Raw genomic sequence first — 13,145 nt, 5'->3', positions numbered from 1 at the left:
GCGTGCCCCGCCCCGCCCCGCCCCGCCCCACCCCGCGCGCCACGGTTACCGCACCGTGAACGCCACCTCGTGCACCGAGTTCCGCGCACCCGGCGGCGGCTGCACCCGCCCCCGCGCGTCCCGCGCCCGCGAGCGGACCGTGTGCGCGCCCCGCGCGAGCGTGCGCCGCAGGGAGAAGCCCTGCCAGGTCGGCTCGGAGCCCAGGACGTCGAGGACGGCCGGTTCCCACGGGCCGCCGTCGACGGAGAGGTCGAGGCCGACGACCTCGGTCGTGGACCACGTACGGCCCCTGAACGTCACCGTGCCGGGAGCGAGTTCGGCGCCCGGCGCGGGCGAGAGGATCTTGCTGTTGACGTCGACCTCGCGCACCGGCCGCGGCGCGTCGTCGCCCGGCAGGGTCCGGGTGTAGTACGTCGTAGTGAACATGTGCCGGGGCCGTTCGTCCGTCAGGACGATCCTGGTCAGCCACTTCACCGAGTTCGTGCCGAACATGCGGGGGACCACGGCCCGCAGCGGCCGGCCGTGCGGGGCGCGCAGCGGCTCGCCGTTCATGCCGTGGGCGAGGAACACCTGGCGGTGCGCCGTCTCCAGGGGGAGGTCCTTCACGTAGGAGAGGCCGTCCTCGTCCCCGAACGAGCCGGTGTCCGCGCCCTCCAGGACGACGTGCCGGGCCGTCGGCAGCGGGCGCGCGCGGTCGAGGAGTGTGGCCAGCCGCAGCCCCGTCCACTGCACGTTCGTCACCGCGCGCGTCGGCACGTCGGGGCGGAACGGGCTGCCGAAGCACTCGTGCACGGCGGTGAGCTGCTCGGCGGGGAGCGCGAGGAGCGCCGCAAGGTCCAGGCGCAGGGGGCGCTCGACCAGGCCTTCCACCGTCAGGGTCCACTGGGCGACGTCGAGGTCGGGCAGCCCCAGGTGGGTGCGGACGAAGACGTTGTCCACCGGGGTGACGAAGTCGGGGCCGGGCGCGGGGTCGGCCAGCGACGGGTCGCCGGGCGGGGGCGTCAGCGGCGCGGCGGACTCCGGACGCGAAGAAGGTGCGGTCATCGGGCGGCTCCCTGTGCGGGCCCCTCCGGTTCGCTGTCCGGCTCCGCCGCCCCGCGCGGCGGCACCGTGTCGGTCGCCTTCATCGCCAGGACGAACAGGGCCAGCATGGCCAGGGCCGTGGGCATGATCAGCATGACGAGAAGTCCCCCCGGTTCTCGAAGCACGGCAGGGATCCCTGAGAACGATCCCTGCGAACTTCAAGATCCTAGGGGGACGGCGGGACGCTGCCCACTCGTTTCCCGCGGCGTGGCGGACGTTCAGCAGTTGCCGCGCGCCGCCTTCCCCGCGAACCGGTCCGCCAGCCACTGCGCGGCGAACGGGCTCTGCGTGATCACTCCGCTGACGTGCTCACCGACCGGCACCGTGTGCCACTCCACGTTCGCCCCGCGCGCGCACCAGTCCTCGCGCACCTGCCTGCCCACGCCGTACGGGATGAGCTCGTCGCCGAGCGCGTGGTACTGGTACACCGGCGCGTCCGGCTTGACCGTGCCGACCTTGGACTCGTTCAGACGCCGCTGCCAGTCGGGCTGGTCGAGGGGGTTCTTCGTGGTCATCGACGCGATCGTCTTGAACGAGCCGAGCACCCCTCCGTCCGCGACGCAGCTGTTCTTCATCGCGCCGACGAGCGCGCGGCCCAACGGGTTGAGGTAGGACTCCAGCTTCAGTTCCGGGAACGCCGCGTTCTGGCCGATCGCCGCCATGAAGATCAGGCCCGAGCCGTACGAGCCGTCGTTGAACTTCGCCACCTTCAGCAGGTCGCCGGGGACGCCGCCGGTCGCCGTCCCCTTGACGTCGAGGTCGGGTGCGTACGAGCCGTGCAGTTCGGCCGCCCACGACGAGGCCTGGCCGCCCTGGGAGTACCCCATGATGCCGACCGGCGTGTCCTTCCCGAGGCCCGCCTCCGGCAGCCGGATCGCGGCGCGGGCGGCGTCCAGCATGGCCTGGCCCTCGGCGCGGCCCACCGTGTACGTGTGGTCGCCGGGGGTGCCGAGACCCTCGTAGTCGGTGACGGCCACCGCCCAGCCGCGCAGGGTGAGCTGCTGGATGAGGTTGGCCTCCACGGTGGTGCCGGTGGGGAAGCCGGCGCTGGGCGCGCAGCGGTCGGCGACGCCGACGGTGCCGACGGCGTAGGTGATCAGCGGGCGCGGGCCCTTCCTGCCGTCCTGCGGCACGATGACCGTGCCGGTGACGGTGTTCGGCGCGCCGGTGGCCGTGGTCGAGCGGTACGCGATCTTCCAGGCCTTGGTGTTGGTCGGCTGGCCCGGCAGGGGGTGGAAGCTGCTCGGCGCGGAGGTCACGACGTCGCCGGGGGAACCGGCGGCGCCGCGGTCGTCGGCGTGCGCCGCGGTGAGCGGGGTGACGGCCGTCAGTCCGAGCGCGGCCACCACGGCCCACGCTCTGGCTCTGGCACTGGTGCGTGTGTGCATGCGGCACTCCCAACTGTGCTCAGGGGGTGGGGCGGTACGGCAACGACCGTACTGACCTGCGAGTAAGTTCGGGGCTGACCGGGACGCTCACCTTCGTTGACCCGGGATGCCGGGACGACCGCCTTCCTCGGCCCCGGTGCGCAGGTTCAGGGCGGTGCCCGGCGCCACGGTCGCCGAGGGGGAGCGCGGGCTCCGGGCGCGGCGGCGGCACGAGCGGGCCGGGCGGACGCCGACGCGAGCGGACCCGAGCAGCGTCCCACCCCGTGACTCGGGACGGAGGACCGCCATGCCGGAGCGGCCGATCACCACCCGGCCGGCCCGGTGGGCGACGGCGGAGCGGCTCAGCTCCCGCCGCCCGCACCGTCGGTCGCGGAGCCCGGGGCCGCCGATGCCGCCGCGGACGCGCCACCGCCCGGCGCAGAGGAGCCGTAGCCCTCGCTGGGCTCCTGGGGCGCGCCCGGCGGCCGTTCCGTCTCCGTCCGGTACGCCCCCGGGGTCGTCCCCGTCCACCGGCGGAACGCCCGGTGGAAGGCCGTGTCCTCGGAGAACCCGAGCCGCGCGGCGAGCTCCGCGATCGGCTCGCTCCCCTCCACCAGACCGGCGATGGCGGCGTCGCGCCGCACCGCGTCCTTCAGCTGCTGGTACGAGGTGGACTCCTGGGCGAGCCGGCGGCGCAGCGTCGCCGGGCTCACCGCGAGCCGTGCCGCGATCTCGCCGAGCGAGGGCAGCCGGGGCGAGGAGCGCAGCGCGCGGGCGAGGGCGCGGCGCACCTGCTCGGCGACGGTCGTGCCGTACTCGCGCCGGGTGAGCAGCTCGAAGGGCGCCCGGCGCAGCATCTCGTCCAGCGCGTCCTCGTCCCTGATCAGCGGGGCGTCCAGCCAGTGCGGGTCGAAGCCCGCGCCGGTGCGCTCGGCGCCGAACCGCACCGGGCAGCCGAAGAGCAGCTCGTACTCGTCCTTGTGCGGGGGCGGCGGATGGCCGAACTCGGCCCAGCGCAGCGGGATGCGGCGGCCGATCAGCCAGCTGCACAGGCGGTGCCAGATGATGACGAGGCACTCGGCGAGGAAGTAGTCCTGTTCGAGGTCGTTGCGGACGCCGAACACCGCCTCGTCGGCGCGGCGTTCCAGGACGAGGTCGGGGCCGCCGGGGAAGAGGCCGTAGAAGGTGGTGCCGCGGTGCACGGCGGCGCCCAGATCGCGGCAGCCGAGCGAGGCCTGGCACATCATCGCGAAGGTGCCGGGCCTGCTGACGGCGGCGCCGAGGCCGAGGAACTCGTCCTGGGTGGCGCGGTACAACTCCCGGAAGAGCCGGGCGAACTGGGGCGCGGTGACCCGGGCCCGGTCGTCGCCGAGGAGCAGCGGAGGGATCTGCGCGCCCCGCAGCAGCGGCACGGTGTCCACGCCGCTGCGCTCGGCGCCGCGCAGCACGGCCCGCACATGGTGCACGGTGATCGTCCGCCTGGCCATGCCACGACGGTAGCGCCGGTGGCGCCGCGCCAGAACACCGCGTGAGCGTCCCGGTCAGCCGGGCTGACGTTTCCCGTCATCCCCGGCGCCGGGCGCGCTCCCTAGCGTCGTACCCATGCAGCAGACCCGGAAGGAACCGTCCGCGCCGCCCGAACTCCCCGCCACACTGGCCCTCTTGACGGAGTGGGCGGCCCGGCGGCACGGCGCCCTGCCCGCCCTGCGGTTCCGGCGCGCGGGGGAGTGGGCCGAGCTGTCGTACGACGGGCTCAGGGACGCCGTGCGCCGGGTGGGCCGGGGGCTGCTGGCGCTCGGGGTCCGCGCGGACGACCGCGTGGCGGTCCTCGCCGAGACCCGCCCGGAGTGGACGTTCGCGCACTTCGGTGTCCTGGCGGCGGGCGCGGTGGTGGTGCCGGTGTATCCGACGGCGGGCGACGAGGAGGTCGCCTGGGTGCTCTCGGACTCCGGCGCGTCCGTGGTGATCTGCGAGGACGCGGCGCAGGCGGCGAAGGTCGAGCGGCTGCGGGGGCAGGGGCTGCTGCCCGGGGTGCGGCACGTGACGCTCATGACGGACGAGCCGCCCGAACCGGGCCCGCCGAATGCCCTGTTGGAGCGTGCGGAGGCGCGCGGGGGCGGGGATCTGGCCACCATCATCTACACCTCGGGGACCACGGGCCCGCCCAAGGGCTGTCTGCTCACGCACGGCAATCTGCTGGCCGTGCAGGCGGCCACCCTTCCGCTGGTCGACGGCGGCCCCGGCGACTCGACCTACCTCTACCTGCCGCTCGCCCATCTCCTCGCCCAGCTCATCGAGTTCACGACGCTGATCGAGGGCGGCACGCTCACCTTCTTCGGCGGGCGCGTCGAGGACGTCGTCGCCGAGCTCGCCGAGGCGCGGCCCACCCATCTGCCGTCCGTACCACGGCTGTTCGAGAAGGTGCGGTCGGTGGTGCTCTCGCTCGCCGAGGCGCGGGAGGGCGGGCGCGAGCGGTTCGATGAGGCCGTCCGCATCGGGGTCCTCGCCGCCGACGGCGTCCTCCCGGACGAGCTGCGGGACGCGTACGAGGAGGCCGACAAGGCCCTCTACTCCCTGGTCAGGCAGGCGCTCGGCGGCCGCGTCCGGTGGGCGCTGACCGGCGGCGCGCCGATCGCGCCGGACACCGTCGACTTCCTGCGGGCCTGCGGCGTCGAGGTCTACGAGGGGTACGGGATGACGGAGTCGGCGGGCGTCCTCACCCTCAACCACCCGGGCGCGGTGCGGTACGGCACCGTCGGCCGGGCGGTGGCCGGCGTCGAGCTGCGCATCGCCGACGACGGGGAGGTGCTGGCCCGGGGCGCGATGGTCTTCCCCGGCTACCACAACAACCCGGCGGCCACCCGGGACGCCCTCGACGAGGACGGCTGGCTGCACACCGGCGACCTGGGCGCACTGGACGCGGACGGATACCTCACGATCACCGGCCGCAAGAAGGACCTCATCATCACCTCCGGCGGCAAGAACCTCACGCCCTCGCTGAGCGAACTGGCCATCCAGAACTCGCGGTTCGTCTCCCGCGCCGTGATGGTCGGCGACCACCGCCCCTACCCGGTCGCGCTCGTCACGCTCGACACGGAGGAGGTGACCGCCTGGGCGGCCAGGGAAGGGCTGACGCTGACCGCCCCCGCCTCCCGCGACCCACGGGTGCGGGCCCTGGTCCAGGAGGCCGTCGCCACCGCCAACGCCGCGGCCTCGCGCCCCGCCCGTATCCGCGGATTCGCCGTCCTGGACGAGGACTTCACGATCGAGGACGGCCTGCTCACCCCGAGCCTGAAGGTCCGCAGAAAGGCGGTGACGGAACGGTACGCGGAGGTCGTGGCGGAGCTGTACGAGGGCGGGACTGCCCCGGAGCCGACGGCCGGAGCGGGCGCTAGTGAACCCCCGCGAGGCGCAGCAGCGCCGTGACCGCCGCGGCGCCCACCACGACCACGGCGAACGGCGCCCTGCGCCAGGCGAGCAGCCCGCCGGCCAGCACCCCGGCGGGCCTGGCCCACCCGGCGAACTCCTGCCCCTCGGTGAGCGCACCGGTGGCGAGCAGTGCGACGAGCAGCACCGTGGCGCCGACGGTCAGCAACTCCTGGACCCGGCCCGGCAGTTCGACGCGCCCGTGCAGGAGCGGCCCGGCGAGCCGGAAGGCGTACGTTCCCGCGGCGAGGACGAGGACGCAGGCGAGTGTGGCGTTCATGAGGCGCTCCTCGACGAGGCGGTACGGGGGCGACGGGGACGGCGGGGCCCGCGCCGCGCCGCCAGCAGTCCCAGCAGGGCGAGCAGCACCGGCACCCCGGCGGGCAGCAGCGGCGCGGCGACGACCGCGATGACGGCCCCGGCCGCCGAGGCCCGCCGCGCCGCGCTGTCACCGCGCAGCGCGGGCAGCACCAGCGCGAGGAGCACCGCGGGGAACGCGGCGTCGAGCCCGAACCGGTCGGTGTCCCCGAGCGCGGACCCGGCAAGCGCGCCCCCGAGCACGCTCAGGTTCCACGCGACGAAGAGCCCGGCCCCGGATATCCAGAACGCGGCCTTGCGCTGCGCCCGGCCCCGCTGGGCGAGGACGAACGCCGCGGTCTCGTCCGTGACGAGGTGCGCGCCGATCAGCCGGGCCGGCCAGGACCGGCCGAGGTCGCCGGCGAGCGCCAGGCTGAACGCCGCCGTACGGGAGTTGAGCAGCAGCCCGGTGGCGGCCGCCGCCACCGGCCCGCCGCCCGCGGTGAGGACGCCGACGGCACTGAACTGGGCGGAGCCCGCGTACACGAGCAGCGACATGACCACCGGCACCCACACCGGGAGCCCGCCGCCGACGGCGATGGCGCCGAAGGAGAGGCCGACGACGGCGTCGGCGAGCCAGACGAGGGCGATGTCGCGGAGCACGCCGGGCGGCAGATCGGAGAGACGGACGAGACCCCCGGACTCGCCTCCCGTTCGGCGGGCCGGGTCATCTGTTCGGTAGGGCGAACGCATACGTCGTAGGATGGACACGGCAGGCACCGTTCGTCAAGCCGAACGATCGACCCGCCACACCGAACGCAACGGGGAGAGCCCGAGGAGAGACGACTGATGACCGACGACGGGTCCCGCATGCCGCGCGAATGGGTCGCCGCGGCCCTGCGCCGCGAGCGCACCAGGGCCGGACTCTCCCTCTCGGAGCTGGCCAAACGGGCCGGCATCGCGAAGTCCACGCTGTCCCAGCTGGAGGCGGCCACCGGCAACCCCGGCATCGAGACGCTGTGGGCGCTCGCGGTGGCGCTCGGCGTGCCGTTCAGCGTCCTCGTGGAGTCACCGACCCCCGCGGTGACGGTGATCAGGGCGGGCGAGGGCCCGACGATGCTGGCGGAGAACTCCTCGTACGCGGGCACGCTGCTCTCCGCGGGCCCGACCGGCGTACGGCGCGACATCTACCACGGAGCCATGGAGCCGGGCGCCCCGCGCGCATCGGACCCGCACATCCCGGGCTCGGTCGAACACCTGATCATCAGCACGGGCCGCCTCCTGGCAGGCCCGAGGGGCGAAGAGGTGGAACTGTCCCCGGGCGACTACATGTCCTACCGAGGCGACATCCACCACTCGTACGAGGCCCTACAGCCGAACACAACTTTCGTCATGATCATGCAACACGTATAAAGCCCCCGCCGGGGGAGAGCCGCCCCGAAGGGGCGCTCTCAGGGGCGCGGGGAACGGCGCGCTCAACCCCCACGACCGGCCACCCGGCAGAACCACACAAAGCCCCCCGAACCAACTCCGCACCCACCCCCCCAAGGCCCAGGGGCCAGAAAAAGGCAGGAGCCCCGCCTCCCCCGCCAAGGCGGAGGAGCAGGGCTCCTTGGGTACTGCTATCCATCTCCGGATCTGTCACCGGAGCAACCACACGCCCCACTCACGTGAGGCGCCCGATTACATCGGGGTGACGTTCTCCGCCTGCGGGCCCTTCGGACCCTGCGTCACGTCGAAGGAAACGGCCTGGTTCTCCTCAAGGGAGCGGAAGCCGTTCGCGTTGATCGCGGAGTAGTGGACGAAGACGTCCGGGCCGCCGCCTTCCTGGGCAATGAAGCCAAAGCCCTTTTCAGCGTTGAACCACTTCACGGTTCCGGTAGCCATAAGCCCTCCTTGGGCCAAAGGGTTGCCCTGCTCCAGAACCAGCGATTGTTTAAACAACTGCATAAGTCTGAAAACGACGAGAGCCCGCGGAGTTACATGCTCCGCAGGCTCTGTACTGCAAGGGAAACCAAACTGCAACTTGCGGCGAGCTTAGCACGCAGACACCGGAATGCAATAGGGGGCAAGATCACGTCACCCGGAGGTTTGACGAGGGCTCCGACGGGGTTGACGGCGGGCGCGTCGGGGGCCCGGCGCCCGGACCGTACCGCATGGGGGCTAGCCTCCCCGATGTGGACAATTCTCCCCTGGACGCCTCCGCGGGGGCAGGCGCCGAACAGCGACACGGCTCCCGCCGCATCCCCCGGCCGCGCGTCGGTCACATCCAGTTCCTGAACTGCCTGCCCCTGTACTGGGGGCTCGCGCGGACCGGGACGCTCCTCGACTTCGAGCTGACCAAGGACACCCCGGAGAAGCTCAGCGAGCAGCTGGTCAGCGGCGAGCTCGACATCGCGCCGGTCACGCTCGTCGAGTTCCTCAAGAACGCCGGCGACCTCGTCGCCTTCCCCGACCTCGCGGTCGGCTGCGACGGCCCCGTCATGTCCTGCGTGATCGTCTCGCAGGTGCCGCTCGACCAGTTGGACGGCGCCCGGGTCGCGCTCGGCTCGACCTCGCGCACCTCCGTGCGCCTGGCCCAGCTGCTGCTCGCCGAGCGGTACGGCGTGCGGCCCGACTACTACACCTGCCCGCCCGACCTGGGCCTGATGATGCAGGAGGCGGACGCCGCGGTCCTCATCGGCGACGCCGCGCTGCGCGCCAACCTGATCGACGGGCCGCGGCTCGGCCTGGACGTCTACGACCTCGGGCGGATGTGGAAGGAGTGGACGGGGCTGCCGTTCGTCTTCGCCGTCTGGGCCGCCCGCCGCGACTACGCGGCGCGTGAGCCGGAGGTGGTGCGCGAGGTCCACCAGGCGTTCCTCTCCTCCCGTGACCTCTCCCTCGACGAGGTCACGAAGGTCGCCGAGCAGGCGGCGCGCTGGGAGTCCTTCGACGCCGGCGTCCTGGAGGAGTACTTCACGACGCTCGACTTCCGCTTCGGCGGCGCGCAGCTGGAGGGCGTCACCGAGTTCGCCCGCCGGGTCGGGCCGACCACGGGCTTCCCGGCGGACGTACGGGTGGAGCTCCTGCAGCCCTAGGGCCGCAGGGGGGGGGCGGGTCAGCTCGCCGGGATCGGCGCCTGCATGTGCTCGCTGATCCACTGGACGGGGCCGTCGGCCATGGCGGGCACGTACGAGCGCGCGTTGTGGCCGCCGCCCTGGATGACGTTGAGCCGCGTCTTCACCGGGCCCTTCCCGTACTTCTTCATGAAGGACCGCAGCCTGGCCTGGCCGGACTCCTCCGTGCCGATCTGGAAGGCGAGGTCGACCTCGGGGCCGCCGCGCTCGGCCAGCCGCCGGGCCAGCCGCGCGGGGTCGTTGGCCTGACGCTCCTTCTCGTGGCCGGCCCAGAGCGGGGAGTCGGGAACGGTGTCGGGGCCGCTCGCGATCACGGCGCGGAACTTCTCCGGGTGTTCGAGGACGGACTTCAGGCCGACGAAGCCGCCGGAGGAGGAGCCCATGAAGGCCCAGCCGTCGCGGGACCGGAAGGTGCGGAAATTCGCCTTCACGAAAGCGGGCACGTCGTCCGTCATCCATGTGCCCATTCGCGGTTGCCCCGGAATATCACTGCCGTCGTAATAGTGCTCCGCGTCCGGATTGAGTACGGGCATCACCACGACGAACGGCAGGCTCTTCCCCTGCCGGGACCACTCGGCGATGCTGCTCTGCAGCTTGAGGTCGGTCCCCATCCAGTAATTGGTGGGATAGCCGTTGCCGCCGGGCAGGGCTATCAGGACGGGGAAGCCGCTGTGCGCGTACTTCGGGTCGAAGTACTGCTTCGGCGCCCAGACCCATACCTTGCCGGTGAATCCGGACTTCTTGCCCTTCAGTGTCGTCACGCCGATCTTCGTGCCGTCCTCCAGGGTGTTCGCGGTCGTGAACTGGGCGCGCGGTCCTGTGGGCAGCAGCGTCTTGTCGGCCGCCGCGCCCTTCGCCTGCCGGGTGGCGCCCGACGGCTCCGGGCCGTCGAACCGCACCGGCTCGCCCTTGTCGGAGGCGCAGGCCGACAGGAGCAGCGCCGAGGCGAGGGCCGCGGCGGTCGCGGCGAGAGCGGTGGGGGACGGGCGGCGGCGCTTCATGGGGGGCCTCGGAGCGGGGGACGTAGGTGACCAATACGGTCATTGCGCACATGTAGAGGGGAATGCGGGCGGGGACGTTCCCGCGGTGGCGCGCGCACGTTCCCGCGGTGGCGCGCGCACTACGCTGACCCCGGTGCCGGGACGCGCGGGGTGTCCGGCGCCACCGGCTGGGGGAGGCCACGGTCATGCATCCGCTCGAAGCCGGCGAACCCACCGTGATCGGGCCCTACCGGCTCCTCGGCCGGCTGGGCTCGGGCGGCATGGGCCGGGTCTATCTGGGGCGCAGCGAGGGCGGCCGCACCGTCGCGGTCAAGATCGTGCACCCGCACTTCGCGCTAGACGAGGAGTTCCGCGCCCGCTTCCGCCGCGAGGTCGACGCCGCGCGCCGGGTGGGCGGCGACTGGACGGCGCCGGTCCTGGACGCGGATCCGGAGGCGGCCGTGCCGTGGGTCGCCACGGGGTACGCGGCGGGGCCCTCGCTCACGGAGGCGGTACGGCAGGTCGGGCCGCTGCCCGAGCACTCCGTACGGGTCCTCGGGGCGGGCCTCGCCGAGGCGCTGGCGCACGTGCACGGTCTCGGGCTCGTCCACCGCGACGTGAAGCCGTCGAACGTCCTGCTCACGCTGGACGGGCCGCGCCTCATCGACTTCGGCATCGCGCGGGCCACCGACGGCACGGCCTCGCTCACCGCGACCGGAGCCTCCATCGGCTCGCCGGGCTACATGGCGCCCGAGCAGATCCTCGGCCGGGGCGTCACGGGCGCGGCGGACGTCTTCTCGCTGGGCGCGGTCCTGGTGTACGGGGCGACGGGGGAGTCACCCTTCCCCGGTGACTCGTCGGCCGCGCTGCTCTACAAGGTCGTCCACGAGGAGCCCGAACTGGGCGCGCTGGGCGCGCTGGGCGGCGACTTGCGGGAGATCGCGGCCGCCTGCCTCGCCAAGGACGCGGCCGCGCGCCCCGCTCCCGATGAACTCGCCCACCGCCTCGCCCCACAGGGCGCGGCCCGCCTCGTGACGGCCGGATGGCTGCCGGGGCCGGTGGTGGAGCGGGTGAGCCGGGGGGCGGTGCGGTTGCTGGACCTGGATACGGGGGCGGGTTCGGGTTCGGGTTCGGGGGCGGCGTTGGGTTCGGGCTCGGGGGCGGCGTTGGGTTCGGGGTCGGGGTCGGCGGCGGGTTCGGATGCGGGATCGAGTTCGGGGTCGGGTGTGGGTGCGGGGGCCGGGGTGGGGGCGTTCGACGCGGTGTCCGGGCCGGTGGCCTTCAACTCCCCCTCCGTATCGGGGTCGTTCGGGCCGCCGGACCCGTCGTACGCCGCGCCGGTGACGGGGTTCGCGGGCCCCACCACGCCGCCCGCACAGGCACCGGATCCGCAGGTACCGGCAACGCAGGCACCGGCTCCGCAGGTACCGCCCGCGCAGGTACCGCCCGCGCAGGCACCGGCTCCGCACGTACCGGCAACGCAGGCACCGGCTCCGCAGGTACCGCCCGCGCAGGTACCGTCCGCGCAGGTACCGCCCGCGCAGGCGCCGCCCGCGCCCGCACCGGCTCCCCTGACGCCGCCCGTGCCGGGTCCCCGTTCCGAGGCGTCGGCGGACGCGGAGACCCGGCCGTCCGGCAAGTTCTCCGTCTCCGTCGCCGCGGCCTCCGTGCCGGACGGCGTGAACGGGCGCGGGCGCAGGGTGAGTTGTACGGTCGCGCTCGCGGTGGCGGGCGCGATGGCCGCGGTCACCGTGGGCTCGGTGTTCGTCTTCGGTCTGCTGCCGGACGACGGCGACAACGCGGGCGGCGACCAGGGCAACGAGCAGCCCCCGGCGGCCACGGCCCCGCCCAGCACCACCGACCCGACCCCGGACGCCGGGGTCCCCGCGGCCTACCTCGGCACGTGGCGCGGCAAGGCCGACGCGAGCGGCGGCACGATCCCGCTGGGCACGTTCACGGTGACCCTGCGCCAGGCGAAACCGGGACAGCGGGTCGGCACGGTCGTGCAGCACGACCCGATCGGCAACACCTGCACGGACGTGCTCACCCTGAAGTCGGCGTCGAAGAAGGCCCTCGTGGCGACGGCCAAGGGCGCGAAGAACAACGGCAGCCAGTGCTCACAGACACCGCACACGGTCCACCTGACCCCGTCCGGCACAACCCTCGGCTACACGTCGAACGACCCCGGCGCGGGCAACCCCGCGGCGCGGCTCTCTCCGGTCAAGTGAGCTCCTGCGAAGCGGGCTCCGGGCGGGCGAGGCGAGCGCGCCGCTTCCTGACGTACACGAGGACGAGCCACCCGCCGATCCCCGCGCAGAGCACGGCCGCCGCGATTCCCGGCGCCCACAGGTAGGGATACTGCTCGTGGACCCAGCAGGGCTCGCCGTGCGCGAAGCACTCCGGTCCCCTGCGGCGGCGCTTGGGGCGGACCGCCGCGAAGTTGAGCAGGAGCAGCAGGCACGTCAGTGCCGTGCCCGGCAGCGCCGCGACGGCCCAGCCGGTGGAGCGGAGGGGCTCCTTCTTCCAGTTCGCCCGGCCGAGCGGGGCGATGATCCCCGCGACCGCGGGTGGGACGAGCAGCCCGATGGTGATCGCGAAGCCGTACCCGCCGCCCGGCCAGGCGGGGGCCACATCGCCCCACAGCGTCGCCCCCCAGGCCATGTCCGCCAGGCCGAACAGGACCACGACGACGAGCACGGTGAGGAACATCAGGGTGCCGAAGAGCCAGTTGCTCTCCTCGCCGTCCTTGGCCGTCCTTCGCCCGCCCGGCCGCCCGCCCGACGTCCGCGCCCCCGGCACGTGCGCGTACCGCAGCGCCGGCTCCGCCGCCCGGCGCCGGGCCTTCTTCGCCGATCCGCCCATGACGTGGCCCG

Annotated in this window: 13 protein-coding genes; 4 read left to right on the top strand and 9 right to left on the bottom strand. The window is 73.6% G+C overall.

Going from position 1 to position 13,145, the window contains the following annotated elements; genetic code table 11:
- Positions 1-45: 45 nt before the first annotated feature.
- The 4 genes from ACZ6CV_RS09150 to ACZ6CV_RS09135 form a co-directional block, all read right to left on the bottom strand.
- Entirely contained in the window at positions 46-1,044 is a 999-nt protein-coding gene (locus ACZ6CV_RS09150; protein WP_469250213.1) for a molybdopterin-dependent oxidoreductase, read from the bottom strand.
- Positions 1,041-1,178, bottom strand: a complete 138-nt coding sequence (locus ACZ6CV_RS09145) for a hypothetical protein (protein WP_469250212.1) — start codon at positions 1,176-1,178, stop codon at positions 1,041-1,043. Before ACZ6CV_RS09145 ends, ACZ6CV_RS09150 begins: the two co-directional genes overlap by 4 nt.
- 123 nt (positions 1,179-1,301) lie before the next feature.
- Complete coding sequence (locus ACZ6CV_RS09140) at positions 1,302-2,471, bottom strand: lipase family protein (RefSeq protein ID WP_469250211.1); 1,170 nt, start codon at positions 2,469-2,471, stop codon at positions 1,302-1,304.
- A gap of 341 nt (positions 2,472-2,812) precedes the next feature.
- Positions 2,813-3,937, bottom strand: coding sequence for an AraC family transcriptional regulator (locus ACZ6CV_RS09135; protein WP_469250210.1), 1,125 nt, complete (start codon positions 3,935-3,937; stop codon positions 2,813-2,815).
- Between the two features lie 115 nt (positions 3,938-4,052).
- Here ACZ6CV_RS09135 and ACZ6CV_RS09130 point away from each other — a divergent pair, with 115 nt between their 5' ends.
- Positions 4,053-5,876: an AMP-dependent synthetase/ligase gene (locus ACZ6CV_RS09130; protein WP_469250209.1), complete on the top strand. Its 1,824-nt coding sequence runs from the start codon at positions 4,053-4,055 to the stop codon at positions 5,874-5,876.
- Here the strand turns inward: ACZ6CV_RS09130 and ACZ6CV_RS09125 are convergent.
- Both ACZ6CV_RS09125 and ACZ6CV_RS09120 read right to left on the bottom strand, forming a co-directional pair.
- Positions 5,842-6,156, bottom strand: a complete 315-nt coding sequence (locus ACZ6CV_RS09125) for an AzlD domain-containing protein (RefSeq protein ID WP_469250208.1) — start codon at positions 6,154-6,156, stop codon at positions 5,842-5,844. The two genes, ACZ6CV_RS09130 and ACZ6CV_RS09125, sit on opposite strands and share 35 nt — an antisense overlap.
- Entirely contained in the window at positions 6,153-6,926 is a 774-nt protein-coding gene (locus tag ACZ6CV_RS09120) for an AzlC family ABC transporter permease (RefSeq protein ID WP_469250207.1), read from the bottom strand. The genes ACZ6CV_RS09125 and ACZ6CV_RS09120 overlap by 4 nt, the downstream gene beginning before the upstream one ends.
- A gap of 96 nt (positions 6,927-7,022) precedes the next feature.
- Here ACZ6CV_RS09120 and ACZ6CV_RS09115 point away from each other — a divergent pair, with 96 nt between their 5' ends.
- Positions 7,023-7,586 carry a helix-turn-helix domain-containing protein gene (locus ACZ6CV_RS09115; protein WP_469250206.1) on the top strand — a complete coding sequence of 188 codons (564 nt, stop codon included), beginning with the start codon at positions 7,023-7,025 and terminating at the stop codon, positions 7,584-7,586.
- 270 nt (positions 7,587-7,856) lie between these two features.
- Here ACZ6CV_RS09115 and ACZ6CV_RS09110 read toward each other — a convergent pair whose 3' ends face one another.
- Entirely contained in the window at positions 7,857-8,060 is a 204-nt protein-coding gene (locus ACZ6CV_RS09110; protein ID WP_006138897.1) for a cold-shock protein, read from the bottom strand.
- Positions 8,061-8,365: 305 nt separating this feature from the next.
- Here ACZ6CV_RS09110 and ACZ6CV_RS09105 point away from each other — a divergent pair, with 305 nt between their 5' ends.
- Positions 8,366-9,253 carry a menaquinone biosynthetic enzyme MqnA/MqnD family protein gene (locus tag ACZ6CV_RS09105; RefSeq protein ID WP_469250321.1) on the top strand — a complete coding sequence of 296 codons (888 nt, stop codon included), beginning with the start codon at positions 8,366-8,368 and terminating at the stop codon, positions 9,251-9,253.
- A gap of 20 nt (positions 9,254-9,273) precedes the next feature.
- Here ACZ6CV_RS09105 and ACZ6CV_RS09100 read toward each other — a convergent pair whose 3' ends face one another.
- On the bottom strand, positions 9,274-10,293 hold the full coding sequence (locus tag ACZ6CV_RS09100) for an alpha/beta hydrolase (RefSeq protein WP_469250205.1): 1,020 nt from the start codon (positions 10,291-10,293) through the stop codon (positions 9,274-9,276).
- 185 nt (positions 10,294-10,478) lie between these two features.
- On the opposite strand from ACZ6CV_RS09100, the gene ACZ6CV_RS09095 reads away from it, so the two are divergent.
- Entirely contained in the window at positions 10,479-12,500 is a 2,022-nt protein-coding gene (locus ACZ6CV_RS09095; RefSeq protein WP_469250204.1) for a protein kinase domain-containing protein, read from the top strand.
- Here the strand turns inward: ACZ6CV_RS09095 and ACZ6CV_RS09090 are convergent.
- Complete coding sequence (locus ACZ6CV_RS09090) at positions 12,493-13,134, bottom strand: hypothetical protein (protein WP_469250203.1); 642 nt, start codon at positions 13,132-13,134, stop codon at positions 12,493-12,495. The genes ACZ6CV_RS09095 and ACZ6CV_RS09090 overlap by 8 nt on opposite strands.
- Between the last annotated feature and the right edge of the window lie 11 nt (positions 13,135-13,145).

It is taken from the genome of Streptomyces sp. NPDC041713 (assembly GCF_055591085.1).
This window is presented reverse-complemented; position numbering and strand designations above follow the sequence as displayed.